Origin of the sequence: Pseudomonas sp. GXM4 (genome assembly GCF_008923895.1) — a bacterium.
GTDB classification, from domain to species: domain Bacteria; phylum Pseudomonadota; class Gammaproteobacteria; order Pseudomonadales; family Pseudomonadaceae; genus Aquipseudomonas; species Aquipseudomonas atacamensis.
The window spans coordinates 1-25,505 of the sequence record NZ_WBRZ01000028.1; the positions used below are offsets into that span (position 1 = coordinate 1).

A 25,505-nucleotide genomic window follows, 5' to 3' on the forward strand; every position below is an offset into this window, starting at 1 on the left:
GGTGGTGTACCCAAAATCTGTGTTCCACACCTGGCCCCTGTGGGAGCGGGCTTGCCCGCGAAGAGGCCAGTGTTGTCACAGCAAAATCAGCCGATACAAAAAAGCCCCCGGGCACCAGCATTGTCCGGGGGCTTTTTGTTGGGCGCGAACCCCGGTTACTTCTTCAGACCATAATGCTCATCGAGCATGCCCGGCGAATTCGGGCTCTTCGGCGCGTAATCACGCGGTGGTTCCTGATCGCGCGGTGGCGTCAGGCGTTCGCGTGGTGCCTGCGCTGCGTCGGCGTGCAGGGCGGCGATCAGGCGCTGGCGGGTCTGCTCGTCCAGGGCCAGACGGTTGGCGCCCTCGGCGAGATGATCCTGCACTTCCTGATAGCTCTGGGTCAGCTTCTTGACCAGCATCGCGGTGCTGTTGAAGTGGGTGACCACTTCGTTCTGATAACTGTCGAAACGCTCCTGGATATCATCCAGTTGACGCTGCGTGCGGCTCGGTGCGGCGTTCGGCGCAACGCGCGCGATCAGGAATCCAATGGCGACACCCACAACCAGGGCAAGAGTCGGTAACAACCAAACTAAGAGCGAGTGTTCCACGAGTCCTTCCTCTATAAACGGCTTTGCTTTACGTTAACGGCTCGAACCTGCGCTGTATACCGCGATTCACTCGCAATAGATTGGCACAGACAATTTGCTAGACGAGTCGACCCGATTCGAGGTCACGGAGTTCCTCCCTTGCTGATGCGTGAAACCCCTGTATTGATTGACGGCCCGGTGGGTCAATTGGAAAGCCTTTACCTGGATAACGAGCAGCCGCGCGGCATCGCGCTGATCTGCCATCCGAACCCGGTGCAGGGCGGCACCATGCTCAACAAGGTCGTCTCGACCCTGCAGCGCACCGCGCGCGACGCGGGCCTGATCACCTTGCGTTTCAACTATCGCGGCGTCGGCGCCAGCCAGGGCACGCACGACATGGGCACCGGCGAAGTCGACGACGCTCAGGCCGCAGCTACATGGCTGCGGGAAAAACACCCGGATCTGCCGCTGACCCTGTTCGGTTTCTCCTTCGGCGGATTTGTTGCAGCAAGTCTCGGCGGCCGTCTCGAAGCCGAAGGCGTGCAGCTTGAGCACCTGTTCATGGTTGCCCCGGCGGTGATGCGTCTGGGCGAGCAGGATCAACTGCCGCAGCACGGCGGGTTGACCGTGATCCAGCCGGAAACCGATGAAGTCATCGATCCGCAACTGGTCTACCAGTGGTCGGAACAACTCCAGCGCCCCCATGAGCTGCTGAAAGTGGCAGAATGCGGACACTTTTTTCACGGCAAGCTGACCGATCTCAAGGATCTGCTGCTGCCGCGTCTCTCGAATTGATTGCAGTCTGACAAGCGATTACCCATGACTAACCGTACCCGCATTCTCACCGGCATCACCACCACCGGCACGCCGCACCTGGGCAACTACGCCGGCGCGATTCGCCCGGCAATCCTCGCCAGCCGCGACAGCCAGGCCGATTCGTTCTATTTCCTGGCCGACTACCACGCCCTGATCAAATGCGATGACCCGCTGCGCATCCAGCGCTCGCGTCTGGAAATCGCCGCGACCTGGCTGGCCGGTGGCCTCGATGTCGATCGGGTGACCTTCTACCGCCAGTCCGACATCCCGGAAATTCCCGAGCTGACCTGGCTGCTGACCTGCGTCGCCGCCAAGGGCCTGCTCAACCGCGCGCACGCCTACAAGGCCTCGGTGGACAAGAACGTTGAAACCGGTGAAGACCCGGATGCCGGCATCACCATGGGCCTGTACAGCTATCCGGTGCTGATGGCGGCGGACATTCTGATGTTCAACGCGCACAAGGTGCCGGTCGGTCGCGATCAGATTCAGCACGTGGAAATGGCCCGTGATATCGGTCAGCGTTTCAACCATCTGTTCGGCCAGGGCAGAGAGTTCTTCACCATGCCCGAAGCGCTGATCGAAGAAAGTGTGGCCACCTTGCCGGGCCTCGACGGTCGCAAGATGTCGAAGAGCTACGACAACACCATTCCGCTGTTCTCCAGCGCCAAGGAAATGAAGGACGCGATCTCGCGGATCGTCACCGACTCCAAGGCGCCGGGCGAAGCGAAAGATCCCGATAACTCGCACCTGTTCACTCTGTTCCAGGCCTTCGCCACACCGGCGCAGGCCGATGAATTCCGCGGTGAGCTGCTCGGTGGTCTGGGCTGGGGTGAGGCGAAGAATCGTCTGTTCCAGTTGCTCGACGACGAGCTGGGCGAGGCGCGCGAGAAGTATCACCAGTTGATCGAGCGTCCGGCGGACCTGGAAGACATTCTGCAGATCGGTGCAAAGAAGGCCCGTGCGGTGGCCACGCCGTTCCTCAATGAATTGCGCGAAGCCGTTGGCCTGCGTTCTTTTGTCAATCAGGTTCAGGTCGCCGCGACTACCAAGAAAAAAGCCGCGAAAGCCGCACGTTTCGTCAGCTTCCGCGAGGACGACGGCAGCTTCCGTTTCCGTCTGCTGGCGGCCGATGGCGAGCAATTGCTGCTGTCGCGCAACTTCGCCGACGGCAAAACTGCCGGCCAGGTGACCAAACAGTTGCAGTCCGGCGAGCCGCTGGACGTGCGTACTGAAGAATTTAGCTTCAGCGTCTGGCTGGCCGGTGAGTGCGTGGGTGACAGCCCGGCCTTCGCCGACGCTGCCGCGCGAGACGCCGCCATCGAGGCGTTGCGCGTCGCACTGACTCCAGCTCAAGACTGATCGGCGGCACGACCCGACCAAGGGCCGATTGCCATTCCCACAGGCCGTCGCTACAGTGACGGCCCGTTTTTGTTGCCTTGCTAACGAATTATGACGCCCCTAGAACGATATCAAGCTGATCTGAAACGCCCGGACTTCTTCCATGACGCCGCGCAGGAAACTGCCGTGCGTCACTTGCAGCGTCTGTACGACGACTTGATCGCCGCTGACCAGAACAAGCCGGGCTTGCTCGGCAAGCTGTTTGGCAAAAAGGATCAGGCGCCGGTCAAGGGCCTGTATTTCTGGGGCGGCGTCGGTCGCGGCAAGACTTACCTGGTCGACACCTTCTTCGAAGCGCTGCCGTTCAAGGAAAAGACCCGCACGCACTTCCACCGCTTCATGAAGCGTGTGCACGAAGAAATGAAAACCCTGGGCGGCGAGAAGAACCCGCTGACCATCATCGCCAAGCGCTTTGCGGCCGAGTCGCGGGTGATCTGCTTCGATGAATTCTTCGTCTCCGACATCACCGACGCGATGATCCTCGGCACGCTGATGGAAGAGCTGTTCAAGAACGGCGTGACCCTCGTCGCGACGTCGAACATCGTTCCGGACGGCCTGTACAAGGATGGCCTGCAACGCGCGCGCTTCCTCCCGGCCATCGCCCTGATCAAACAGAACACCGAGATCGTCAACGTCGACAGCGGTGTTGACTATCGTCTGCGTCACCTCGAGCAAGCCGAGCTGTTCCACTATCCGCTCGACGAAGCCGCGCACGAAAGCCTGCGCAAGAGCTTCAAGGCACTGACACCGGAGTGCACGGCGGCGGTGGAAAACGATGTGCTGATCATCGAGAACCGCGAAATCCGCGCTCTGCGCACCTGCGACGACGTGGCCTGGTTCGACTTCCGCGAACTGTGCGACGGCCCGCGCAGCCAGAACGACTACATCGAACTGGGCAAGATTTTCCACGCCGTGCTGCTCAGCGGCGTCGAGCAGATGAGCGTCACCACCGACGACATCGCCCGTCGCTTCATCAACATGGTCGACGAATTCTACGACCGCAACGTCAAACTGATCATTTCTGCTGAGGTCGAGTTGAAGGATCTGTACACCGGCGGACGCCTGACCTTCGAGTTCCAGCGCACCCTGAGCCGATTGCTGGAGATGCAATCCCACGAATTCCTGTCGCGGGCGCACAAGCCTTAAACGGAGTTCCGGCAACGAAAAAGGCCTGCGATTGCAGGCCTTTTTTATGCGCTTAAGTTTTTCCCTGTGGGAGCGAGCCTGCTCGCGAAAGCGCAGTAACTGATCGTTCCCACGCTCCGCGTGGGAATGCATCCCGTGACGCTCCGCGTCACCTGCGAGCCGGACGCAGAGCGTCCAGTGGCGGCATTCCCACGCAGAGCGTGGGAACGATCATCAGGCCGGATTACGCAGCCTGCTGAAACTGCTGTCGATACTGATTCGGCGACAGCTCGGTGTGCTGGCGGAACAGTCGCGCGAAGAAGCTCGCATCGTCGTAACCGACCTCATAACTGATGGTCTTGATGCTCTTGCGCGTACCCGAAAGCAGGCCCTTGGCCGTCTCGATGCGCAGGCGCTGCAAGTAGTGCAGCGGTTTGTCGCCGGTGGCGGTCTGGAAGCGGCGCATGAAGTTGCGGATGCTCATGCCGTGCTCGCGGGCGACGTCTTCGAAGCGGAACTTGTCGGCGAAATGTTCTTCGAGCCACTGCTGGATCTGCAGGATGATCACGTCCTGATGCAGCTTCTGCCCGCCGAAACCGATACGTCCCGGCGAATAGCTGCGCTGCACTTCGTAGAGGATGTCGCGGGCCACGGCTTGTGCCACGTTTGCGCCGCAGAAGCGTTCGATCAGATAGATGTACAGATCGCAGGCCGAGGTCGTGCCGCCGGCGCAATAGAGATTGTCGGCGTCGGTCAGGTGCTTGTCCTGATTCAGATAGACCTTGGGGAAACGCTCGGCGAAGGCATTGAAGAAGCGCCAGTAGGTGGTCGCTTCCTTACCGTTGAGCAGCCCGGCTTCGGCGAGCCAGAACACTCCGGTGGCTTCGCCGCATAACACTGCGCCGCGCGCATGCTGTTCGCGCAGCCACGGCAGGATTTGCGGGTAACGGCTGCACAGCGTGTCGAAATCGTCCCAGAACGCCGGGAGGATGATCACATCGGCGTTTTCCAGGCCGCCGTCGACCGGCATCACTACGTCGCTGAAGCTTTTTACCGGTTTGCCATCCGGGCTGACCAGGCGAGTTTCAAACGCCGGTGTCAGGCCGTGGCCCAGTTGTTTGCCGTAACGCAGGCTGGCCACATGGAAAAAATCCTTGGCCTGCATGAGGGTGTAAGCGAAAACCCGGTCGATGGCCAGGATGCTGACGCGCCGCAAGGGCGGGGAGACGTGCTTAGACATAATTCAACTTTTGTTTTGTTTTTATAAGGGAAAGTGGTCACCAGACGGCTGGATCGTCTTATTTTTTGTCGGATGTGTCCAGTGTCCCGTAGCAGGAGTCGGGCTTAGTCTCTGAGAGCCGTATCCCTCCAACAACAAAGAAAGGTGCCGCATGATCCCCAGAACCCTGTTCAGCTCCGAGCACGAATTGTTCCGCGACAGCGTGCGAACTTTCCTCGAAAAAGAGGCCGTGCCGTATCACGCGCAGTGGGAGAAGCAGGGACACATTGATCGCGCGCTGTGGAACAAGGCGGGGGAGGCGGGGATGCTCTGTTCGCATCTGCCGGAAGAGTACGGCGGGCTCGGCGCGGATTTCCTCTACAGCACCGTGGTGATTGAAGAAGTCGGGCGTCTGGGACTGACCGGCATCGGCTTTTCGCTGCACTCGGACATCGTCGCACCGTACATCCTGCATTACGGCAGCGAGGCGCTGAAACACAAATACCTGCCGAAACTGGTCTCAGGGGAAATGGTCACGGCGATTGCCATGACCGAGCCCGGCGCCGGTTCCGACCTGCAAGGGGTGAAAACCACGGCGGTGCTCGACGGTGACGAATATGTGATCAACGGTTCGAAAACCTTTATCACCAACGGCTTTCTGGCTGATCTGGTGATCGTGGTGGCCAAGACCGATCCCAAGGCTGGCGCCAAGGGCACCAGCCTGTTTTTGGTGGAGGCGAATACGCCGGGCTTCGAGAAGGGCAAGCGCTTGGAGAAGGTCGGCATGAAGGCGCAGGACACTTCGGAACTGTTCTTCCAGGACGTGCGCGTGCCGAAGGAAAACCTTCTCGGCCAGGCGGGTGCCGGGTTTGCCTATCTGATGCAGGAGTTGCCGCAGGAGCGCCTGACCGTGGCGATTGGCGGTCTGGCCTCGGCTGAAGCAGCGTTGCAATGGACGCTGGATTACACCCGTGATCGCAAGGCGTTCGGCAAGTCGATTGCCGATTTCCAGAACACCCGCTTCAAACTGGCCGAGATGGCTACCGAGATCCAGATCGGCCGGGTCTTCGTCGATCGCTGCCTGGAGCTGCATCTGCAGGGCAAACTCGATGTGCCGACGGCGGCGATGGCCAAATACTGGGGCACCGACCTGCAATGCAAGGTGCTCGACGAGTGCGTGCAACTGCATGGCGGCTACGGCTTTATGTGGGAATACCCGGTGGCCCGGGCATGGGCGGATGCGCGCGTGCAGCGGATTTATGCCGGCACCAATGAAATCATGAAGGAGATTATTGCGCGGTCGCTCTGATGATCGTTCCCACGCTCTGCGTGGGAATGCCGCCGGGGACGCTCCGCGTTACGCTGTTGAGGTAATCCGACTGGCCTCTTCGCGAGCAGGCTCGCTCCCACAGGTACAGTGTTCCACTGTGGGAACGAGCCTGCTCGCGAAGCTTTTGGCGGTCAGTTACGGCGCGGGATTCGGATGATCCTTGTGAATCGCCTCAATCCCGGCCAGCACTTCATCGGACAGTTTCAGATCAAAACTGGCAATGTTGCTGTCCAGTTGCTCAAGCGTCGTCGCGCCAATGATGTTGCTGGTGACGAAGGGTTGCTGGGTCACGAAGGCCAGGGCCATTTGCGCCGGATCCAGACCGTGTTCGCGGGCCAGTGCAACGTAACGGCTGCACGCCGCTTCGGATTGCGGGTTGAAATAGCGGCTGAAGCGGCTGTAGAGGCTCAGACGGCCTTTCGGTGGACGGGCGCCGCCTTCGTATTTGCCGGAGAGGAAACCGAACGCCAGTGGCGAGTAGGCGAGCAAGCCGCACTGTTCGCGAATGGCGATCTCGGCCAGGCCGACTTCGAAGCTGCGGTTGAGCAGGTTGTACGGGTTCTGGATCGACACCGCACGCGGCCAGCCACGGGCTTCGGCCAGGGCCAGAAAGCGCATGGTGCCCCACGGCGTCTCGTTGGACAGACCGATGTGGCGGATCTTGCCGGCCTTCACCTGTTCGTCGAGGGCTTCGAGGGTGTCTTCCAGCGGCGTCAGGTTGGCTTCGATCTTGTGCTTATACCCCAGCTGTCCGAAAAAGTTGGTGCTGCGTTCCGGCCAGTGCAATTGATACAGATCGATATAATCGGTCTGCAGACGCTTGAGGCTGCCGTCCAGTGCTTCGGTGATGTGCTGACGGTTGTGGCGCAGGTTCTTGTCGCGAATGTAGTCGATGGTGTTGCCGGGGCCGGCGATCTTGCTGGCGAGGATCCAGTCGGCGCGATCACCGCGACTCTTGAAGTAATTGCCGATGTAGCGCTCGGTGGTGGCGTAGGTTTCGGCTTTTGGCGGCACCGGGTACATTTCGGCGGTGTCGAGGAAATTGATCCCGGCTTCCTTGGCCCTTTCGATCTGGGCGAAGGCTTCAGCCTCAGTGTTTTGCTCGCCCCAGGTCATGGTGCCGAGGCAGATTGCACTCACGTTCAGGTCGGTACGGCCTAGCTGGCGATAGTCCATCGGGTGCTCCTTGGGCAAAACAATCATAAAAGCAGGTTGAAAAATTTTTCGCAATCTGCATAATTGCCGACCTCTTTCTGCAGTGGAAGTGATGCGCCGCCGCCGAAGAATCTTGCCGTTGAACGGACGCGCCGACCCGAGCCCCCGAAAGCGTCTGTATCCGGCTGCCTTTGACTTGTCAAAGTACGCACTATTCAGTAAGATCCGCCGTCTTATTTACAGGCGGCCCCTGAGGCTATAAAGAATGAAAACTTTTACTGCTAAACCGGAAACAGTAAAGCGCGACTGGTTTGTCGTCGACGCTGCTGGTCAGACCCTGGGTCGTCTGGCCACCGAAATCGCGAGCCGTCTGCGTGGCAAGCACAAGCCTGAGTACACTCCTCACGTTGACACCGGCGACTACATCGTCGTCATCAACGCCGAGCAGATCCGTGTTACCGGCGCTAAAACCACTGACAAAATGTACTACTCCCACTCCGGTTTCCCGGGCGGCATCAAGTCGATCAACTTTGAAAAGCTGATCGCCAAAGCCCCTGAGCGCGTGATCGAGACCGCGGTTAAAGGCATGCTGCCTAAAAACCCACTGGGTCGCGACATGTACCGTAAGCTGAAAGTCTATGCGGGCGCTGCACACCCTCATACTGCTCAGCAGCCCCAAGAACTGAAGATTTAACGGAATAGTTCATTATGTCGGCGACTCAAAATTACGGCACTGGCCGTCGCAAGACCGCAACCGCACGCGTTTTCCTGCGTCCGGGTACTGGTAACATCTCCATCAACAACCGTTCGCTGGATAACTTCTTCGGCCGCGAAACTGCCCGCATGGTAGTTCGTCAGCCGCTGGAGCTGACCGAGACTGTCGAGAAGTTCGACATCTACGTCACCGTGATCGGCGGTGGTGTAAGTGGTCAGGCTGGCGCAATCCGCCACGGCATCACTCGCGCTCTGATGGACTACGACGAAACCCTGCGTAGCGCTCTGCGCAAAGCTGGCTTCGTTACCCGCGACGCCCGTGAAGTTGAACGTAAGAAAGTTGGTCTGCGTAAAGCGCGTAAGCGTCCGCAGTACTCGAAGCGTTAATTCCGCTTCCACGTTCAAAAAAGAACGCCCGCCTCCTCACGGAAGCGGGCGTTTTTTTATGCCTGCGATTTATCAAAGAATTGCGTTGTGACAACTTGCCACAGCCGTAGACCCCCTATACTCCAAGGCTTAAGGGGCTGAGCCCCGGGGAATTAACCTTGTCAGAATTGGGGGTTTTCATTACCATTCGGGCAAAATTTTTATAAGTAACATTTGATTTATTTAGTAGACGCCTGATTTAACAGGCCAAAAAAGCTGATGAGAGGACTGAATGAGCAATGACGGCGTGAATGCAGGCCGGCGTCGCTTCCTGGTGGCAGCCACATCCGTGGTGGGTGCTGCAGGAGCGGTGGGGGCTGCGGTCCCGTTCGTGGGGTCATGGTTTCCCAGTGCCAAGGCGAAAGCTGCCGGTGCACCGGTGAAAGTGAATGTCAGCAAAATCGAGCCAGGCCAGCAGATGATTGCTGAATGGCGCGGCCAGCCGGTGTTCATTGTCCGCCGTACCGAGGAAATCCTGGGGAATCTCAAGAAGATCGAGGGTCAGCTCTCCGATCCGACCTCCAAAAACTCCACGCAACCCACTTATGTCGACCCTGAAGTACGCTCGATCAAGCCGGAAATTCTCCTGCTGATCGGGATCTGTACGCACTTGGGTTGCTCACCGACCTTCCGTCCCGAAGTGGCACCTGCGGATCTGGGCAAGGACTGGGTAGGCGGCTATTTCTGCCCGTGCCACGGTTCCCACTACGATCTGGCTGGCCGCGTCTACAAGTCGCAACCTGCGCCTTTGAACCTGCCAGTTCCCCCGCATTCCTATGAGACCGATGACCTGATTGTCATTGGCGTCGATACGGAGAAAGCGTGATGAGCAAGTTCATGGATTGGGTTGATGCGCGCTTTCCCGCGACCAAAATGTGGGAAGACCATCTCAGCAAGTATTACGCACCAAAAAACTTCAACTTCTTCTATTTCTTCGGCTCGCTGGCGCTGCTGGTGCTGGTCAACCAGATCGTCACCGGTGTCTGGCTGACGATGAGTTACACGCCGTCGGCAGAAGAAGCCTTTGCTTCCGTTGAATACATCATGCGCGACGTCGAGTACGGCTCGATCCTGCGTCTGCTGCACTCGACCGGCGCCTCGGCGTTTTTCATCGTCGTCTATCTGCACATGTTCCGCGGCCTGCTCTACGGCTCGTACCAGAAACCGCGCGAGCTGGTCTGGGTGTTCGGCATGCTGATTTACCTGGCACTGATGGCCGAAGCGTTCATGGGTTACCTGCTGCCGTGGGGCCAGATGTCGTACTGGGGTGCCCAGGTGATCATCTCGCTGTTCGGTGCGATTCCGCTGATCGGCGATGACCTGACGCAGTGGATTCGTGGTGACTACCTGATCTCCGGAATCACTCTGAACCGCTTCTTCGCCTTGCACGTTGTCGCGCTGCCGATCGTGATTCTCGGTCTGGTGGTCTTGCACATTCTGGCGCTGCACGAAGTCGGTTCGAACAACCCTGATGGCGTCGATATCAAGAAGCACAAAGACGAAAACGGCATCCCGCTGGACGGCATTGCGTTCCACCCGTACTACACGGTGAAGGACATTGTCGGCGTTGTGGTGTTCCTGTTCATCTTCTGCTTCATCGTGTTCTTCTTCCCGGAAATGGGCGGCTACTTCCTCGAAAAACCAAACTTCGAGCCGGCTAACCCGTTCAAGACGCCTGAGCACATTGCCCCGGTCTGGTACTTCACGCCGTTCTACGCAATCCTGCGTGCGGTCCCGGACAAGCTCATGGGTGTTATCGCCATGGGCGCGGCGATTGCGGTGCTTTTCGTGCTGCCATGGCTGGATCGCAGTCCGGTGAGATCGATGCGCTACAAGGGCTGGATGAGCAAAATCTGGCTGGTGGTGTTCTGCATTTCTTTCGTGATTCTTGGCATCCTCGGCGTTCTTGCGCCGACGCCGGGGCGCACGTTGCTGTCGCAGGTCTGCACCTTCCTGTATTTCGCCTACTTCATTCTGATGCCGTTCTACACCCGGCTCGAGAAGACCAAACCGGTTCCGGAAAGGGTGACTGGCTGATGAAAAAGTTATTTCTTGCTCTGATTTTTACTGCGCTGCCTTCCTTGGCTTTTGCTGCCGGGGGCCATGGTCCGGAACTGGAAAGTGTCGATATCGACGTCTCCGACAAAGCCGCCCTGCAGGATGGTGCGCGGACCTTTGCCAACTATTGCATGGGTTGTCACAGTGCCAAGTTCCAGCGTTACGAGCGCGTCGCCGATGACCTTGGCATCCCGCACGAGCTGATGCTGGAGAAGCTGGTGTTCACCGGTGCCAAGATTGGCGACCACATGAACATCGGCATGCAACCAGCCGACGCCAAGACCTGGTTCGGCGCAGCGCCGCCGGACCTGACTCTGGTAGCGCGAGTACGCGGCACCGACTGGCTCTACGGTTACCTGAAGTCGTTTTACGAAGATCCGGCGCGTCCATGGGGCGTGAACAACAAGGTCTTCCCGAACGTCGGCATGCCTAACGTGCTGGTCGGCCTGCAAGGTCGTCAGGTCGTCGGCTGCAAACAGGTGCAGATCGTCGAGGACGGCAAGAAGCAATACGATCCGCTGACCGGCACGCCGCTGACCCATGAAGCGTGCGATCAGTTGACCATCGTGCCGAAGTCCGGTGCTCTGAACGAAGAGCAGTTCGATGAGAAGGTCAAGAATCTGGTAACCTTCCTGGCTTACTCGGCTAACCCGGTTAAGCTGCAACATCAGCGCATCGGTACTTATGTCTTGCTGTACCTGGCGTTCTTCTTTGTGTTCGCCTACCTGCTCAAGCGTGAATACTGGAAAGACGTGCACTGATACGCTTCAAGCATTGCTGTTAATCGCGCGCGCCCAAGGGCGCCTCCGCTAAAGCAGGATCTGCTCAGTCAGACCCTGCGGGAGGTGCCCTCTGGGCGCGCGCGTTTTTCCGGTTCCGACAAATTCAACAAGCGAGGAGGATCGCCATGGGCGTGACCAATCGGTTGGCCTGTTACTCCGACCCCGCCGACCACTATTCCCACCGAGTGCGCATCGTGCTTGCAGAGAAGGGTGTCAGCGCCGAAATCATTTACGTGGAAGCGGGCCGCCAGCCGCCTAAACTGATTGAGGTGAACCCTTACGGCAGTCTGCCGACGCTGGTCGATCGTGACCTGGCGTTGTGGGAGTCGACCGTGGTGATGGAGTATCTGGATGAGCGTTACCCGCACCCGCCGCTGATGCCGGTTTATCCGGTGGCGCGGGCCAACAGCCGTCTGCTGATCCACAGGATTCAGCGTGACTGGTGCGGGCTGGTGGATCTGATTCTGGATCCCAAGAGCAAAGAGGCTGCACGGGTCGTGGCGCGTAAGGAACTGCGCGAAAGCCTGACCGGCGTTTCGCCGCTGTTCGCCGACAAACCGTTCTTCCTCAGTGAGGAACAAAGTCTGGTGGATTGCTGCCTATTACCCATACTCTGGCGTTTGCCGATTCTGGGTATTGAACTGCCGCGGCCGGCCAAGCCGCTGCTTGATTATATGGAGCGCCAGTTTGCGCGTGAGGCTTTCCAGGCGAGTCTGTCTGGTGTCGAACGCGATATGCGCTAAGGCTTAAGGAGCCGCTATGAACTCCAGTCGACCTTATCTGGTCCGCGCGCTCTACGAGTGGATTGTGGATAACGATTGCACCCCGCACATGCTGGTCAACTCCGAGTATCCGGCGGTGCAGGTGCCACAGGGTTTTGCCAGTGACGGCCAGATCGTCCTGAACATCTCGCCGAGTGCCGTGCGTCATCTGCACATGGATAACGACGTGGTGACGTTCGAAGGCCGCTTCGGCGGTGTTCCGCACAGTCTCTACGTGCCGATCAGCGCGATCCTGGGCATTTACGCCCGGGAGAACGGCCAAGGCATGGTGTTTGACCTCGAGTTGCCGATGGACGATGAGGAAGACATCGATCCGGATGACGACTCGCCGCCACCGGGCAGCGAGCCGCCACGCCCGAGTGGCCGGCCAAGTTTGAAGGTTGTGAAATAAAAAAAGGCGATCCGGATGGATCGCCTTTTTTGTGTCTGCCTTTTACGGTCAGTCGATGTATTCGAACAGCTTCACAATCTTCTGCACACCAGACACACCCTGAACCAGATTGGTTGCCTGGGTGGCTTCCTGTTTGGTCAGCAGACCCAGCAGGTAGACGATGCCGTTCTCGGTCACGACTTTGATGCGCGAGCCAGGAATGCTGGCGTCGGTGAGCATCTGGGTCTTGATCTTGGTGGTCAGCCACGCGTCGTTCTGGCGCGCGAGCAGGGAGGACGGTTGCAGCACTTGCAGTTCGTTATGCACCTTCTTCACGCGCTGGACATTGGCGGCTGCTTGTTCGGCTTTGGCCTTGAGGTCTTCGCGCGGAGTCTGGCCGGCGAGCAGGACGACGCCGTTGAAGCTGGTGATGACGATGTGCGAATCGTTGTCCAAGGCCGGATCGGCCTTGGCGATGTTCACGCCAGCTTTGGTTTCGATCAGCGAGTCGTCGATCTTGCTGCCGAAGGTACGCGTGCCACGGTCGTCTTCAATCGGCGCTTCACGGCTGGCATTCACCACCGAGGTGCAGCCGCTGATGCCGAGGCACAGGGTCAAGGCCAGAAGGCCAAGGCGATTAGGGGTCATTCTTCACTCCCGAACAGTTGGCTGTCGATCAGATCGCAAAGGCAATGGATCGCCAGCAAGTGGACTTCCTGAATACGTGCAGTGACGTTGGCCGGTACGCGAATCTCGACGTCCTCGGGCAACAGCAGCGACGCCATGCCGCCGCCATCGCGTCCGGTCAAAGCTACGACAATCATTTCGCGATCATGTGCGGCCTGGATCGCTTGAATAATGTTCGCCGAGTTGCCGCTGGTCGAAATCGCCAGCAACACATCGCCCGGCTGGCCGAGCGCGCGGATCTGCTTGGAGAACACTTCGTTGTAGCTGTAATCGTTGGCGATCGAGGTGATCGTCGAAGTGTCGGTGGTCAGCGCAATCGCCGGCAGGCTCGGACGCTCGCGCTCGAAGCGGTTGAGCAGCTCCGAAGAAAAATGCTGGGCATCGCCGGCCGAGCCACCGTTGCCGCACGAGAGCATTTTGCCTTCGTTGAGCAGGGCGTTGACCATGATCTGGCTGGCTTGCTCGATGTGCGGTGCAAGTACGTCCATCGCCTGTTGCTTGGTGTCGATACTGGCCTGGAAAAGCTGGCGAATTCGGGATTGCATGTCCATCTGTGTGACCTTAAGTGGCGCGGCTGTTCGGCACGTGAATGTGCAGCCGGCAAAGCAAAGAGCAAAATGTGTCGGACGAAAACAGGGCAGGGTGCAGGCGATCAACTGTCGAAAGCATTCTGCAACCAGTTCAGCTGATTCGGGTGGCTGTCGATCGCCACCACATCGAAGCGGCAGGGGGAATTGGCCCAACGCGACTCGCGCTGAAGAAAATACTGTGCTGCAAAGATCAGTTTCTGCTGCTTGCGCTCGTCGATACTGGCGAGCGCGCCACCCCATTGAGTGTTTTTTCTGTAGCGAACTTCAACGAATACTACTGTATCGCCATCAAGCATGACCAGATCAAGCTCGCCGCGTTTGCATAACCAGTTCTGCGCCAGCAGGCGCAGACCTTGTTGTTGCAGATGTTCGAGCGCCTGGCGCTCGGCATCCTTGCCGCTTTGCGAGCGTGACCTGTCGGGCATCAGCGCGGTGTGTCCGGCAGGCGCTGCACCTGACCGCTGACGAACTGTGCCCATGGCAACTGGCGCACTACGCGCTGGGTCTGGGTCATGCCGAGGCTGCCCGATTGACCTTCGATGCGGCTGTCCGGCAGGGCCTTGAGTTGGCCCAGGCGCGGGGCCAGGCGATAGGCGTCGGCGCCCATGGCGTACAGGCGACCGAGGCTGCCATTGGCTTGCGGCCATTGCGCAGCTACTTGCTGGCGCAGCGGATCGCTGGTTTCCAGCAGCCATGGGGTTTCGCAGAAGCGAATGCCGTTCATGTCGTTGTACTGGTTGACGTCGCCGCTGGCGCTGTACACGTGGGAAGTCGCGTAGACCGGCACGTCACCGGCGTACTGGAAGTTCAGGGTCGGCTTGATCTGCTGGGCCTGTTGCGGCGTGGCGGCCAAGAAGATGAATTCGATGTCCTGACGACGCGAAGGCTGCGCGGCGACGTTGGTGCCGGCAACATTCTGCAGGCTCTTGGCGCGAGCTTCGCTCTGACGCAGCTGGAACATGTCGGCGATCTGCTGGGCCAGTTGCACCGGCTGATCGACACGCTCGGTGGCAACGATACTGCCGCCATTGGCTTGCCAGTCCTGGCTGAAGGCACGCAGGACGCGATCGCCCCATTCGCCCTTCGGCACCATGATCGCGGCGCGATGCAGGCCGTCGGCACGAGCGCGACGGGAAACTTCGCGAGCTTCGTCTTCAGCAGCGAGACCGAACTGGAACAGTTGCGCCGGGCCTTGCTCGCCTTCGCTGTAGTTCAGCGCCAGGGTGGTGATTGGCAGTTGCGGGCGAGTGCTCAGTTGCTTGACCAGTGGTTTTTCCAGCGGGCCGACTACCAGTTGCACGCCGTCAGCCTGGGCCTTGCGATAGAACTCGTCCATCGAGGTCAGCTTCGAGCTGTCGTAGAACTCGATGGCAGGTGGGTTCTGGCCGGCCTGTTGCGCCTGATAATGCGCGGCCATGAAGCCTTCACGCAGCGCTTTGCCGACCGACGCCAACTGGCCGTCCTGTGGCAGCAGCAGGGCGATTTTGCTCAGTGGCTGGCTGGCCAGTTCCTTGAGTTTGGTCAGCGGCAGCGGCAGGTTGATCGCCGCCGGGTGCTTTGGATTCTGCGCACGCCAGTTGTCGATCGCGGCTTGTTGCTGTTCCAGCGTGCCTGCGGTTTTCACCGCTTGCGCCAGTGCCATCCAACCGCCGAGATCGTCGGTGTTGTTTGGTTGCAATTGATCGGTTGGCAGCGAAGCGATCAGGGTCCAGATCGCTTCGTGATTCTTGCTTGCCGCTTCGCCTTCCAGCATCGGTGCGATGAACACACGTTCGCGGGCAGCGGCCAGTGTCTGGCCGTCGGCTTCAAGGGCGCGGGCGTGAACAGTGCCAGTGCGCACTTGCTGCTCTTCCGGCATTTCCCCGAGCTTCTGGAAGCTTGGATGGCTCAGGGCGGTCAGCGCAGCTTTCGGCTGATTGCGCGTCATGGCCAGTTCGGCGGACAGCGTATTGGCGAAAATCTGCTGGCCTGGCTTGAGTTGTTCCACCGGCACTTGTTGCAGGATTTGCGCGGACTGGCCGGCATTGCCTTGGCGGTAAGCCTGGTCCGCCGCGCTCAGGCGCAGCAGGGCGGCTTGTTCCGGGGTTTTAGCCTGGGCGGCCTGTTCGAGCAGTTGCTCGATGCTGGCGTCCGGAGTCCGTGGAAGTTCGCCAAGGCTGGAGGAAGGGGAGCTGGCACACGCGGCCAACAAGGCAGCGAGGCAGAGGGCAGTGAACAGCCGCAGGCAAGCGATCATGTAAGTGTTCCTGATACTCGATCAAATTAGCGTGGAATTGTACCCAAGCACTGGCCGGGGCGCGATGTTACTGGCGTGAATCGGTCAATTTAGCTGGAGTAAATGTTGCGGCAGCGCACAACCGGGCGAAAAACCGTACTCGGCCGGAGCGCATCGCAAGCCTCATGACGCGCTACAATGGCCGCTTTTACCGATCATGAGGTGTGCGCTTTGACTGCTCCAGGTCCTTTGAATTCCGCTGCTGGCTCGCTTTATGTGGTGGCGACGCCCATCGGCAACCTGGACGACATCAGCGCCCGGGCCTTGAAGATCCTTCGTGAAGTGGCCCTGATTGCAGCGGAAGACACGCGGCATTCGGCGCGCCTGATGCAGCACTTCGGTATCGGTACGCCGCTGGCCGCATGTCACGAACACAACGAGCGGGATGAGGGTAGCCGCTTTATTACGCGGTTGCTGGCGGGCGACAACGTCGCGCTGATCTCTGATGCCGGCACGCCGCTTATCTCCGATCCGGGTTATCACCTGGTGCGTCAGGCCCGTGCGGCCGGCATCAACGTGGTGCCGGTGCCGGGTGCCTGCGCGTTGATCGCGGCGCTGTCGGCGGCGGGCTTGCCGTCCGACCGTTTTATCTTCGAAGGCTTTCTGCCGGCCAAGTCGGTCGGACGCAAGGCGCGTCTGGAAGCGGTTAAAGAAGAGCCGCGCACATTGATTTTCTATGAAGCGCCGCATCGCATTCTCGAATGCCTGCAGGATATGGAAGCAGTGTTTGGCGGCGAGCGTCAGGCTCTGCTGGCGCGGGAAATCACCAAGACCTTCGAAACCCTCAAAGGCTTGCCGCTCAGCGAGTTGCGTGCGTTCGTCGAGTCCGACAGCAATCAGCAGCGCGGCGAGTGCGTGGTGCTGGTGGCCGGCTGGACCGCGCCGGAGTCGGAAGACGCGGTCAGCAGTGAAGCCATGCGCATCCTCGATCTGCTTCTGGAGGAAATGCCGCTCAAGCGCGCCGCCGCACTGGCAGCGCAAATCACCGGCGAGCGCAAAAACGTGCTGTATCAGGTGGCGCTGGATAAACAGAAAGGCGTGTAAGCCGTCGCCCGTGGCGGTCCGGAGGGTTTTAGCGCTTGTTCTTCCGGCGCTCTGCCGTTAACCTTCGCGGCGGAGAGTCGATCGGACAGTCGCTGCCCTCTATGAAAATTAGGGGGGGGAGGAAAGTCCGGGCTCCATAGGGCGAAGTGCCAGGTAATGCCTGGGAGGCGTGAGCCTACGGAAAGTGCCACAGAAAATAACCGCCTAAGCGCGCAAGCGCCGGTAAGGGTGAAAAGGTGCGGTAAGAGCGCACCGCACGTCTGGCAACAGTTCGTGGCTAGGTAAACCCCACTTGGAGCAAGACCAAATAGGGTCCCAAGGCGTGGCCCGCGCTGGGACCGGGTAGGTTGCTAAAGATGTCCAGTGATGGCCATCGTAGACGAATGACTGTTCAAGACAGAACCCGGCTTACAGATCGACTCTCCACCTTTTTCTTCCCTGTTTGAAACAATGAAGACGCGGCTGTGTAATATCAGCTGGCCTGGTCTGAAATTCCGGCAGCGGCAAATGCGGTAATAGCCTTTTCCCACCCTGCTTCAATCAACAGCCGAAGCGCCTTTGTAATACCGAAAAAATCTTACTCTTAACAAACTACTTTAACTTTCGAGCGCAGCTTTCAGTGCTGCATCAAGTTATTGACCAAAACTTCACGTCAGATTCTCGTTGAGCCTCCTTTTACGTCGCTAAATCTCCGTTCTGTAAGGCTTTTCCTTTAATCCGCGCCTTGACGGTGTGGTGGGCGCATTCCTATAGTGTGCGCAAGTGGCGGAAAGTGGCATGAAGTGGGTTTTTTGAGCTCAAAACGATAAAAATTGGAGAAACGCTGACGTGTTTCGCGGAGCTAACGCTATCAGTCTCGATGCAAAGGGCCGTCTCGCCATGCCGAGCCGGTACCGTGACGAGCTCGATTCGCGCAGTTCCGGCCAATTGATCGTGACCATTGATGCCGTTGATCCATGCCTGTGTGTCTATCCGCTCGATGAGTGGGAAATTATTGAAACCAAGTTGCGCGCACTCCCTTCGCTTCGCGAAGAGAACCGTCGCCTGCAACGTTTATTGATTGGTAATGCCGTCGACCTCGAACTCGATGGCAGTGGTCGTTTCCTGGTTCCGCCGCGTTTGCGCGAATACGCCAAGCTCGATAAGCGCGCGATGCTGGTCGGCCAACTGAACAAGTTCCAATTGTGGGACGAGGATGCATGGAACGCGGTATCTGCCGCTGACCTTGCTGCTATTCAACAACCGGGCGCGATGCCTGATGAACTGCGTGATTTGATCCTGTGACTATTGATAGCGGCTTTAACCACATCACCGTACTGCTTGACGAAGCCGTCGAGGCTCTCGCCGTACGTCCTGATGGCTGCTATCTGGACGGCACATTCGGGCGCGGCGGGCACAGCCGGTTGATCCTCAGCCAGCTCGGGCCGGACGGTCGACTCATCGGATTCGACAAGGATCCTCAAGCGATTGCCACCGGGCAAACGCTAGCGGCCGAAGACGGCCGCTTTGTCGTTGTGCAGCGCAGCTTTGCCGAGCTCGGTTCGGTGGTTGCCGAGCAAGGCCTGACCGGCAAGGTCAGCGGCATTCTGCTCGACCTCGGCGTGTCGTCGCCGCAGCTCGATGACGCCGAGCGCGGCTTCAGTTTCCTCAATGACGGGCCGCTGGATATGCGCATGGACCCGTCCCGTGGCATCAGCGCTGCCGAATTCGTCAACACCGCGCCGGTGGAAGAAATCGCCCGGGTGTTCAAGGAATACGGCGAAGAACGTTTCTCCGGTCGTATGGCCCGTGCCGTCGCCGAGCGCCGTGACATCAAGCCGTTCGAGCGCACCGCCGATCTGGCCGAAGTGCTGAAAGTCGCCAACCCGGCGTGGGAAAAGGGCAAGAACCCGGCTACCCGCGCGTTCCAGGGTTTGCGCATTCACGTCAATAACGAACTCGGCGATCTGGAAGCCGGCCTCGACGCCGCGCTTCAAGCGCTGGAAGTTGGCGGCCGTCTGGTGGTCATCAGCTTCCACTCGCTGGAAGACCGCATCGTCAAACTGTTCATGCGCAAGCTGGTGAAAGGCGAGGCCGACAACCTGCCGCGCAACCTGCCGGTTCGCCACGTCGCCTTCGAACCGAAAATCAAAATCCACGGCAAAGCGCAGACGGCCTCCGACGCCGAACTCAAAGCCAACCCACGTTCCCGTAGCGCCGTCATGCGTGTCGCGGAGAAGTTGCGGTGAGCAAGCTTTTCGCCAAACCACTGCCCGGCGGCAGCTTTCTGATGCTGCTGCTGTTTATCGGCGTGCTGTTTTCGGCCATTGCCGTGTCGTACAGCGCGCACTGGAACCGGCAGTTGCTCAACACCCTTTATAACGAACTCAGCGTGCGCGACAAGGCGCAGGCCGAGTGGGGGCGGCTGATTCTCGAGCAGAGCACCTGGACCGCGCACAGCCGCATCGAAGTGCTAGCCACCGAACAACTGAAAATGCACATCCCTGGCGCGGCTGACGTGAAGATGGTGGCGCCATGATGAAACTCGAAGGCGCACTGTTCCCATGGCGCTTCCGCCTGATGGTGGCGCTGCTCGGCCTGATGGTCGCTGCGATCTGCTGGCGCATCATCGACCTGCAAGTGGTCGACCGTGACTTCCTCAAAGGGCAGGGCGACGCGCGCAGCCTGCGCCACATTCCGATTCCGGCGCACCGTGGCCTGATCACCGACCGTAACGGCGAGCCTCTGGCCGTCAGTACGCCAGTGACCACGCTGTGGGCCAACGCCAAGGAAATGCAGTCGGCCAAAGAGAAGTGGCCGGCACTTGCCGCCGCGTTGGGCCAGAACCCGAAAGCGCTAAGCGAGCGCCTCGAAGCCCAGGCCAACAAAGAATTCATTTACCTGGTGCGCGGGCTGACCCCCGAGCAGGGCCAGGCTGTGCTCGATCTGAAAGTGCCGGGCGTCTATGGCATCGAAGAATTCCGCCGCTTCTATCCGGCCGGTGAAGTCACCGCGCACATGGTCGGCTTTACCGACATCGACGATCACGGTCGCGAAGGCGTCGAGCTGGCCTATGACGAATGGCTGGCCGGGGTGCCGGGCAAACGACAAGTCATCAAGGATCGCCGTGGCCGGCTGATCAAGGATGTTCAGGTCACCAAAAACGCCAAGGCCGGCAAGCCCTTGGCGTTGTCGATTGATCTGCGTCTGCAATACCTGGCCAACCGCGAATTGCGCAACGCGATCATCGAGAACGGTGCCAAGGCCGGCAGTCTGGTGATCATGGATGTGAAGACCGGCGAGATCCTGGCCATGGTCAACCAGCCGACCTACAACCCGAACAACCGTCGTAACCTGCAACCGGCGATGATGCGCAACCGCGCCATGATCGACGTGTTCGAGCCGGGTTCGACCATGAAAGCCATTTCCATGAGCGCGGCGATCGAAACCGGCCGCTGGAAACCGAGCGACACCGTCGAGGTGTATCCGGGCTCGTTGCAGATCGGCAAATACACCATCAAAGACGTGTCGAAGACCGAAGGGCCGGTGCTCGATCTGACCGGCATCCTGATCAATTCGAGTAACGTCGGCATGAGTAAAGTCGCCTTCGATATCGGCGGCGAAACGATTTTCCGTCTCGCACAGAAAGTCGGCCTCGGTCAGGACACCGGCCTGGGCTTCCCCGGCGAACGTGTCGGCAATCTGCCCAACTACCGCGAATGGCGCAAGGCTGAAACTGCAACCTTGTCTTACGGCTACGGTATTTCCGTGACCGCGATCCAGCTGGTGCATGCGTTCTCGGCACTGGCCAACAACGGTCGCCTCGCGCCGCTGACCCTGATCAAAACCGACAAGATGCCGCAGACCACCCAAGTGCTGCCGGAAGCTGTGGCAAAAACCATGCAGGGCATGTTGCAGCAAGTGATCGAAGCGCCGCGCGGAGTGTTTCGTGCGCAGGTGCCGGCTTATCACGTCGGCGGCAAGTCGGGTACCGCGCGCAAGACCTCGGTCGGCACCAAGGGCTACGCAGAAAATTCCTACCGCTCGCTGTTCGCCGGCTTCGGTCCGATGAGTGATCCGCGTTACGCCATCGTGGTGGTGATCGATGAGCCAACCAAGGCCGGTTACTTCGGTGGTCTGGTGTCCGCGCCGGTGTTCAGCCGTGTGATGTCCGGCACCCTGCGCCTGATGAACGTGACCCCGGACAACCTGCCGACCACCCAACAGGCCAATGCCACCCCGGTCGTTCCGCTGAAAGCCAATGGAGGGCGCGGCTGATGTCATTAAGTCTGAACAAGATATTCCCCCACGCCGGCCACGATCTGTTGATCCGTGAACTGGCGCTGGACAGCCGCAACGTGCGCGCCGGCGATCTGTTTCTCGCCGTGCCCGGTGGCCGCTTCGATGGCCGTGCGCACATCGCCGATGCCTTGCAACGCGGCGCGGCTGCCGTGGCTTATGAAGTCGAAGGCGCCACCGTGCTGCCGATCACTGACGTGCCGCTGATTCCGGTCAAAGGTCTGGCGGCGCAGCTGTCGGACATCGCCGGGCGTTTTTACGGTGAGCCGAGTCATCACCTGAACCTGATCGGCGTCACTGGCACCAATGGCAAGACCAGCGTGACCCAATTGGTCGCGCAGGCGCTGGATCTGCTCGGCCAGCATTGCGGCATCGTCGGTACGCTGGGTTCCGGCTTCTATGGCGCGCTGGAAAGCGGCCTGCACACCACGCCGAACCCGATTGCCGTGCAAGCGACCCTGGGTGACCTGAAAAAGGCCGGCGCGAAAGCCGTGGCCATGGAAGTCTCGTCCCACGGTCTGGATCAGGGCCGGGTCACCGCGCTGGCGTTCGACGTGGCGGTGATGACCAACCTGTCCCGCGATCATCTGGATTATCACGGCACCATGCAGGCGTATGCCGAGGCCAAGGCCCGGCTGTTCGCCTGGAATGACCTGAAGTGCCGCGTGGTCAACCTTGACGACGATTTCGGCCGGCAATTGGCGGCAGAAAAACGCGAGTCGCGTTTGATCACCTACAGCCTGCTCGACAGCAGCGGCTACCTGTTCTGCCGCGAAGCGCAGTTCGATGACCACGGCGTGCGCGCTACGCTGGTCACGCCGCAGGGCGAACATCACCTGCGCAGTACGCTGCTCGGCCGTTTCAACCTGAGCAACGTGCTAGCCGCAGTCGGCGCCTTGCTCGGTCTGGATTACGCCCTCGACGAAATTCTCAAAGTGCTGCCCAAGCTCGAAGGCCCGGCCGGACGCATGCAGCGTCTGGGTGGTGGTACGCAACCGCTGGTGGTGGTCGATTACGCCCACACGCCCGATGCGCTGGAAAAAGTTCTTACCGCACTGCGCCCGCACGTCAAAGGCAAATTGCTGTGCCTGTTCGGCTGCGGCGGTGATCGCGATCGCGGCAAACGTCCGTTGATGGCCGAAGTGGTCGAGCGTCTGGCCGACCAAGTGCTGGTGACCGACGACAACCCGCGCACCGAAGATCCTGCGGTGATTTTCGACGACATCCGCGCCGGTTTCAGCGCTGTGGATAAAGTCACTTTCGTCGCCGGTCGCGGTCAGGCCATTGCGCAATTGATTGCCGGCGCAACCGCTGACGACGTGATTGTGCTGGCCGGCAAAGGTCACGAGGACTATCAGGAAATCAACGGCGTGCGCCATGCGTTTTCCGATCTGGTCGAGGCCGATCATGCCCTGACCGCGTGGGAGGTGGCCCATGCTTAAGGCCCTGACACTCAGCGAACTGACCAATGCCCTCGAAGCCCGTTTGATCGGCGCTGACGCGAGTTTCGACGGCGTCAGTATCGACAGCCGTGCGATCCAGCCTGGTCAGTTGTTCATCGCCCTGACCGGCCCGCGTTTCGACGGTCATGATTATCTGAACGACGTTGCAGGCAAAGGCGCCGTCGCGGCACTGGTCGAGCGCGAAGTCGCCGACAGCGCGCTGCCGCAATTGCTGGTCAAGGACACACGTCAGGCGCTGGGCCAACTCGGCGCGTTGAACCGTGCTGCGTTCACTCAGCCCGTGGCAGCGGTGACCGGTTCCAGTGGCAAGACCACGGTCAAGGAAATGCTCGCGAGCATCCTGCGTACCCGCGGTCCGGTGCTGGCGACCCGTGGCAATCTGAACAACGACCTCGGCGTACCGCTGACCCTGATCGAACTGGCGCCGGAGCACACCTCCGCCGTGATCGAACTGGGCGCCTCGCGTCTCGGTGAAATCGCCTACACCGTCGGGCTGACCAAGCCGCACGTAGCGATCCTGAACAACGCCGGCACCGCTCACGTTGGTGAGTTCGGCGGTCCGGAAAAAATCGTCGAAGCCAAAGGCGAAATCATCGAGGGTCTGGCCGCCGATGGCATCGCCGTGCTCAACCTCGATGACAAGGCTTTCGGTATCTGGAAGACCCGCGCTGCCGGTCGTCAGGTGCTGACCTTCGCCCTCAGCAAGAGCGAGGCGAATTTTCACGCCAGCGATCTGGCCACTGATGCCCGTGGTTGCCCGGCGTTCAACCTGCACACGCCTGAAGGTAGCGAGCGCGTGCAACTGAACCTGCTCGGTACCCATAACGTCGCCAATGCCCTGGCTGCCGCCGCTGCTGCTCACGCCTTGGGCGTGTCGCTGTTCGGCATCGCTACCGGCCTCGGCGCGGTGCAACCGGTCAAGGGGCGCACCGTCGCGCAACTGGCGAAAAACGGCATGCGCGTGATCGATGACACCTACAACGCAAACCCCACCTCGATGTGCGCGGCCGTTGATATACTCGCCGGCTTTTCCGGCCGCACCGTCCTGGTGCTTGGGGATATCGGCGAGTTGGGCGACTGGGCGGAGCAGGGGCACCGCGACGTGGGCGAGTACGCCCGAGGCAAGGTTTCCGCGCTTTACGCGGTCGGGCCGAACATGGTCCACGCGGTAAACGCTTTCGGTGAGCAGGCGCAGCACTTCGGCACCCAGGCCGAGCTGATCCAGGCCCTCGCCGCCGAGCAGGACACAAACACCACCATTTTGATCAAGGGTTCGCGCAGCGCAGCGATGGAAAACATCGTTGCGGCTCTGTGCGGGTCCAGTCTGGAGAAACATTAATGCTGCTGCTGCTAGCGGAGTATCTGCAACAGTTCTACAAAGGCTTCGCGGTCTTCCAGTACCTGACCCTGCGCGGGATTCTCGGTGTGCTGACCGCGCTGGTCTTGTCGCTGTGCTATGGCCCGTGGATGATCCGTACTCTGCAGAACCGTCAGATCGGCCAATCGGTACGTAACGACGGTCCGCAATCGCACCTGTCCAAATCCGGCACGCCGACCATGGGTGGCGCGCTGATTCTGTCTTCGATCGGCGTCAGCACCTTGCTCTGGGCTGACCTGAGCAACCGCTACGTTTGGGTGGTGCTGCTGGTGACCCTGCTGTTCGGCGCCATCGGCTGGGTCGACGATTATCGCAAAGTCATCGAGAAAAACTCCCGTGGCCTGCCGAGCCGCTGGAAATATTTCTGGCAGTCGGTGTTCGGCCTCGGCGCAGCGATCTTCCTTTATATGACTGCCGCGACGCCGGTGGAAACCACGCTGATCCTGCCGATGCTCAAGGACTACAGCATTCCGCTGGGCGCCGGTTTCATCGTGCTGACCTACTTTGTGATTGTCGGTTCGAGCAACGCGGTCAACCTGACTGACGGCCTCGACGGCCTGGCGATCATGCCAACCGTAATGGTCGGCGGCGGCCTGGGGATTTTCTGCTACCTGTCGGGCAACGTGAAATTCGCTGAATACCTGCTGATCCCTTACGTGCCGGGCGCAGGCGAATTGATCGTGTTCTGCGGTGCGCTGATCGGTGCCGGCCTCGGTTTCCTCTGGTTCAACACCTATCCGGCGCAAGTATTCATGGGCGACGTCGGTGCCCTGGCACTCGGCGCGGCACTGGGCACCATCGCGGTGATCGTCCGTCAGGAAATCGTCCTGTTCATCATGGGCGGCGTGTTCGTGATGGAAACCCTGTCAGTGGTCATTCAGGTTGCCTCCTTTAAGCTGACCGGTCGCCGTGTGTTCCGCATGGCGCCGATTCACCACCACTTTGAACTCAAGGGCTGGCCCGAGCCGCGCGTGATCGTCCGTTTCTGGATCATCACCGTGATTCTCGTCCTGGTCGGCCTTGCCACCCTGAAGCTGAGGTAGAAC

The 25,505-nt window shown here is 59.9% G+C and carries 26 protein-coding genes and 1 other RNA gene; 20 read left to right on the forward strand and 7 right to left on the reverse strand.

Features of this window, described 5'->3' with window-relative positions:
- Positions 1-155: 155 nt before the first annotated feature.
- Positions 156-590 carry a YhcB family protein gene (locus F8N49_RS06550; protein ID WP_016773251.1) on the reverse strand — a complete coding sequence of 145 codons (435 nt, stop codon included), beginning with the start codon at positions 588-590 and terminating at the stop codon, positions 156-158.
- A 144-nt stretch (positions 591-734) separates the two neighbouring features.
- On the opposite strand from F8N49_RS06550, the gene F8N49_RS06555 reads away from it, so the two are divergent.
- The 3 genes from F8N49_RS06555 (at position 735) to zapE (ending at position 3,929) form a co-directional block, all read left to right on the forward strand.
- Positions 735-1,364 carry an alpha/beta hydrolase gene (locus F8N49_RS06555; protein ID WP_151551028.1) on the forward strand — a complete coding sequence of 210 codons (630 nt, stop codon included), beginning with the start codon at positions 735-737 and terminating at the stop codon, positions 1,362-1,364.
- Positions 1,365-1,388: 24 nt separating this feature from the next.
- Positions 1,389-2,744, forward strand: a complete 1,356-nt coding sequence (locus F8N49_RS06560) for a tryptophan--tRNA ligase (RefSeq protein WP_122747826.1) — start codon at positions 1,389-1,391, stop codon at positions 2,742-2,744.
- 90 nt (positions 2,745-2,834) lie between these two features.
- On the forward strand, positions 2,835-3,929 hold the full coding sequence (gene zapE, locus F8N49_RS06565; RefSeq protein WP_016773254.1) for a cell division protein ZapE: 1,095 nt from the start codon (positions 2,835-2,837) through the stop codon (positions 3,927-3,929).
- Between the two features lie 223 nt (positions 3,930-4,152).
- Here the strand turns inward: zapE and F8N49_RS06570 are convergent, their stop codons facing one another.
- On the reverse strand, positions 4,153-5,049 hold the full coding sequence (locus tag F8N49_RS06570; protein WP_162999820.1) for a GlxA family transcriptional regulator: 897 nt from the start codon (positions 5,047-5,049) through the stop codon (positions 4,153-4,155).
- Positions 5,050-5,299: 250 nt separating this feature from the next.
- Between F8N49_RS06570 and F8N49_RS06575 the strand changes: the two genes are divergently transcribed.
- Entirely contained in the window at positions 5,300-6,436 is a 1,137-nt protein-coding gene (locus tag F8N49_RS06575) for an acyl-CoA dehydrogenase family protein (RefSeq protein ID WP_073473472.1), read from the forward strand.
- 156 nt (positions 6,437-6,592) lie between these two features.
- Here F8N49_RS06575 and F8N49_RS06580 read toward each other — a convergent pair whose 3' ends face one another.
- Positions 6,593-7,633: an NADP(H)-dependent aldo-keto reductase gene (locus tag F8N49_RS06580; RefSeq protein WP_039761359.1), complete on the reverse strand. Its 1,041-nt coding sequence runs from the start codon at positions 7,631-7,633 to the stop codon at positions 6,593-6,595.
- 244 nt (positions 7,634-7,877) lie between these two features.
- On the opposite strand from F8N49_RS06580, the gene rplM reads away from it, so the two are divergent.
- From rplM to F8N49_RS06615, 7 genes are all read left to right on the forward strand, one after another.
- On the forward strand, positions 7,878-8,306 hold the full coding sequence (rplM, locus tag F8N49_RS06585; protein WP_003228062.1) for a 50S ribosomal protein L13: 429 nt from the start codon (positions 7,878-7,880) through the stop codon (positions 8,304-8,306).
- A gap of 14 nt (positions 8,307-8,320) precedes the next feature.
- Positions 8,321-8,713 (forward strand): 30S ribosomal protein S9, encoded by a 393-nt coding sequence (rpsI, locus tag F8N49_RS06590; RefSeq protein WP_003228056.1) that lies wholly within the window; start codon positions 8,321-8,323, stop codon positions 8,711-8,713.
- Positions 8,714-8,984: 271 nt separating this feature from the next.
- Complete coding sequence (gene petA, locus F8N49_RS06595) at positions 8,985-9,578, forward strand: ubiquinol-cytochrome c reductase iron-sulfur subunit (RefSeq protein ID WP_007917031.1); 594 nt, start codon at positions 8,985-8,987, stop codon at positions 9,576-9,578.
- Positions 9,578-10,789 (forward strand): cytochrome bc complex cytochrome b subunit, encoded by a 1,212-nt coding sequence (locus F8N49_RS06600; RefSeq protein WP_016773261.1) that lies wholly within the window; start codon positions 9,578-9,580, stop codon positions 10,787-10,789. The genes petA and F8N49_RS06600 overlap by 1 nt, the downstream gene beginning before the upstream one ends.
- Positions 10,789-11,571 (forward strand): cytochrome c1, encoded by a 783-nt coding sequence (locus F8N49_RS06605; RefSeq protein ID WP_016773262.1) that lies wholly within the window; start codon positions 10,789-10,791, stop codon positions 11,569-11,571. Before F8N49_RS06600 ends, F8N49_RS06605 begins: the two co-directional genes overlap by 1 nt.
- Positions 11,572-11,717: 146 nt before the next feature.
- Positions 11,718-12,335 carry a glutathione S-transferase N-terminal domain-containing protein gene (locus tag F8N49_RS06610; protein ID WP_007961620.1) on the forward strand — a complete coding sequence of 206 codons (618 nt, stop codon included), beginning with the start codon at positions 11,718-11,720 and terminating at the stop codon, positions 12,333-12,335.
- Between the two features lie 16 nt (positions 12,336-12,351).
- A complete protein-coding gene (locus F8N49_RS06615) occupies positions 12,352-12,765 on the forward strand; it encodes a ClpXP protease specificity-enhancing factor (RefSeq protein ID WP_016773263.1) in 414 nt (137 codons plus the stop codon).
- Between the two features lie 48 nt (positions 12,766-12,813).
- Here F8N49_RS06615 and F8N49_RS06620 read toward each other — a convergent pair whose 3' ends face one another.
- The 4 genes from F8N49_RS06620 to F8N49_RS06635 all read right to left on the reverse strand — a co-directional run bounded on the left by F8N49_RS06620 (position 12,814) and on the right by F8N49_RS06635 (position 16,257).
- Positions 12,814-13,392, reverse strand: a complete 579-nt coding sequence (locus F8N49_RS06620; protein WP_024014250.1) for a BON domain-containing protein — start codon at positions 13,390-13,392, stop codon at positions 12,814-12,816.
- Entirely contained in the window at positions 13,389-13,982 is a 594-nt protein-coding gene (locus F8N49_RS06625) for a phosphoheptose isomerase (RefSeq protein ID WP_008082788.1), read from the reverse strand. Before F8N49_RS06625 ends, F8N49_RS06620 begins: the two co-directional genes overlap by 4 nt.
- A gap of 101 nt (positions 13,983-14,083) precedes the next feature.
- Positions 14,084-14,446, reverse strand: coding sequence for a YraN family protein (locus F8N49_RS06630; protein ID WP_016773265.1), 363 nt, complete (start codon positions 14,444-14,446; stop codon positions 14,084-14,086).
- Positions 14,446-16,257, reverse strand: a complete 1,812-nt coding sequence (locus F8N49_RS06635; RefSeq protein WP_073473468.1) for a penicillin-binding protein activator — start codon at positions 16,255-16,257, stop codon at positions 14,446-14,448. Before F8N49_RS06635 ends, F8N49_RS06630 begins: the two co-directional genes overlap by 1 nt.
- Positions 16,258-16,434: 177 nt before the next feature.
- Between F8N49_RS06635 and rsmI the strand changes: the two genes are divergently transcribed.
- From rsmI to mraY, 9 genes are all read left to right on the forward strand, one after another.
- Positions 16,435-17,340 (forward strand): 16S rRNA (cytidine(1402)-2'-O)-methyltransferase, encoded by a 906-nt coding sequence (gene rsmI, locus F8N49_RS06640; RefSeq protein ID WP_016773267.1) that lies wholly within the window; start codon positions 16,435-16,437, stop codon positions 17,338-17,340.
- A gap of 73 nt (positions 17,341-17,413) precedes the next feature.
- Positions 17,414-17,767: RNase P RNA component class A (gene rnpB / locus F8N49_RS06645), an RNA gene on the forward strand.
- Positions 17,768-18,168: 401 nt separating this feature from the next.
- Positions 18,169-18,624 (forward strand): division/cell wall cluster transcriptional repressor MraZ, encoded by a 456-nt coding sequence (gene mraZ / locus F8N49_RS06650; RefSeq protein ID WP_007917012.1) that lies wholly within the window; start codon positions 18,169-18,171, stop codon positions 18,622-18,624.
- Positions 18,621-19,568: a 16S rRNA (cytosine(1402)-N(4))-methyltransferase RsmH gene (rsmH, locus tag F8N49_RS06655; protein WP_016773268.1), complete on the forward strand. Its 948-nt coding sequence runs from the start codon at positions 18,621-18,623 to the stop codon at positions 19,566-19,568. Before mraZ ends, rsmH begins: the two co-directional genes overlap by 4 nt.
- Positions 19,565-19,858 carry a cell division protein FtsL gene (gene ftsL / locus F8N49_RS06660; protein ID WP_016773269.1) on the forward strand — a complete coding sequence of 98 codons (294 nt, stop codon included), beginning with the start codon at positions 19,565-19,567 and terminating at the stop codon, positions 19,856-19,858. The genes rsmH and ftsL overlap by 4 nt, the downstream gene beginning before the upstream one ends.
- Positions 19,858-21,597 (forward strand): penicillin-binding protein 2, encoded by a 1,740-nt coding sequence (locus F8N49_RS06665; RefSeq protein WP_174823877.1) that lies wholly within the window; start codon positions 19,858-19,860, stop codon positions 21,595-21,597. Before ftsL ends, F8N49_RS06665 begins: the two co-directional genes overlap by 1 nt.
- A complete protein-coding gene (locus tag F8N49_RS06670; RefSeq protein WP_151551031.1) occupies positions 21,597-23,060 on the forward strand; it encodes a UDP-N-acetylmuramoyl-L-alanyl-D-glutamate--2,6-diaminopimelate ligase in 1,464 nt (487 codons plus the stop codon). Before F8N49_RS06665 ends, F8N49_RS06670 begins: the two co-directional genes overlap by 1 nt.
- The gene (murF, locus tag F8N49_RS06675) at positions 23,053-24,420 is read left to right on the forward strand and encodes a UDP-N-acetylmuramoyl-tripeptide--D-alanyl-D-alanine ligase (RefSeq protein ID WP_151551034.1); all 1,368 of its coding nucleotides are present in this window, start codon (positions 23,053-23,055) and stop codon (positions 24,418-24,420) included. The genes F8N49_RS06670 and murF overlap by 8 nt, the downstream gene beginning before the upstream one ends.
- The gene (gene mraY / locus F8N49_RS06680; protein WP_016773275.1) at positions 24,420-25,502 is read left to right on the forward strand and encodes a phospho-N-acetylmuramoyl-pentapeptide-transferase; all 1,083 of its coding nucleotides are present in this window, start codon (positions 24,420-24,422) and stop codon (positions 25,500-25,502) included. The genes murF and mraY overlap by 1 nt, the downstream gene beginning before the upstream one ends.
- Positions 25,503-25,505 lie beyond the last annotated feature (3 nt).

Excerpts from the sequence above, each read along its gene's own strand:
- F8N49_RS06630 (WP_016773265.1), bottom strand. The coding sequence starts at position 14,446 with ATGCCCGACAGGTCACGCTCGCAAAGCGGCAAGGATGCCGAGCGCCAG.
- murF (WP_151551034.1), top strand. The coding sequence starts at position 23,053 with ATGCTTAAGGCCCTGACACTCAGCGAACTGACCAATGCCCTCGAAGCC.
- mraY (WP_016773275.1), top strand. The coding sequence starts at position 24,420 with ATGCTGCTGCTGCTAGCGGAGTATCTGCAACAGTTCTACAAAGGCTTC.
- F8N49_RS06600 (WP_016773261.1), top strand. The coding sequence starts at position 9,578 with ATGAGCAAGTTCATGGATTGGGTTGATGCGCGCTTTCCCGCGACCAAA.
- F8N49_RS06610 (WP_007961620.1), top strand. The coding sequence starts at position 11,718 with ATGGGCGTGACCAATCGGTTGGCCTGTTACTCCGACCCCGCCGACCAC.
- rpsI (WP_003228056.1), top strand. The coding sequence starts at position 8,321 with ATGTCGGCGACTCAAAATTACGGCACTGGCCGTCGCAAGACCGCAACC.
- zapE (WP_016773254.1), top strand. The coding sequence starts at position 2,835 with ATGACGCCCCTAGAACGATATCAAGCTGATCTGAAACGCCCGGACTTC.
- F8N49_RS06575 (WP_073473472.1), top strand. The coding sequence starts at position 5,300 with ATGATCCCCAGAACCCTGTTCAGCTCCGAGCACGAATTGTTCCGCGAC.
- F8N49_RS06635 (WP_073473468.1), bottom strand. The coding sequence starts at position 16,257 with ATGATCGCTTGCCTGCGGCTGTTCACTGCCCTCTGCCTCGCTGCCTTG.
- F8N49_RS06625 (WP_008082788.1), bottom strand. The coding sequence starts at position 13,982 with ATGGACATGCAATCCCGAATTCGCCAGCTTTTCCAGGCCAGTATCGAC.
- F8N49_RS06560 (WP_122747826.1), top strand. The coding sequence starts at position 1,389 with ATGACTAACCGTACCCGCATTCTCACCGGCATCACCACCACCGGCACG.
- F8N49_RS06665 (WP_174823877.1), top strand. The coding sequence starts at position 19,858 with ATGAAACTCGAAGGCGCACTGTTCCCATGGCGCTTCCGCCTGATGGTG.
- F8N49_RS06580 (WP_039761359.1), bottom strand. The coding sequence starts at position 7,633 with ATGGACTATCGCCAGCTAGGCCGTACCGACCTGAACGTGAGTGCAATC.
- F8N49_RS06605 (WP_016773262.1), top strand. The coding sequence starts at position 10,789 with ATGAAAAAGTTATTTCTTGCTCTGATTTTTACTGCGCTGCCTTCCTTG.
- F8N49_RS06670 (WP_151551031.1), top strand. The coding sequence starts at position 21,597 with ATGTCATTAAGTCTGAACAAGATATTCCCCCACGCCGGCCACGATCTG.
- F8N49_RS06555 (WP_151551028.1), top strand. The coding sequence starts at position 735 with ATGCGTGAAACCCCTGTATTGATTGACGGCCCGGTGGGTCAATTGGAA.
- rsmI (WP_016773267.1), top strand. The coding sequence starts at position 16,435 with ATGGCCGCTTTTACCGATCATGAGGTGTGCGCTTTGACTGCTCCAGGT.
- F8N49_RS06615 (WP_016773263.1), top strand. The coding sequence starts at position 12,352 with ATGAACTCCAGTCGACCTTATCTGGTCCGCGCGCTCTACGAGTGGATT.
- petA (WP_007917031.1), top strand. The coding sequence starts at position 8,985 with ATGAGCAATGACGGCGTGAATGCAGGCCGGCGTCGCTTCCTGGTGGCA.
- rplM (WP_003228062.1), top strand. The coding sequence starts at position 7,878 with ATGAAAACTTTTACTGCTAAACCGGAAACAGTAAAGCGCGACTGGTTT.
- F8N49_RS06620 (WP_024014250.1), bottom strand. The coding sequence starts at position 13,392 with ATGACCCCTAATCGCCTTGGCCTTCTGGCCTTGACCCTGTGCCTCGGC.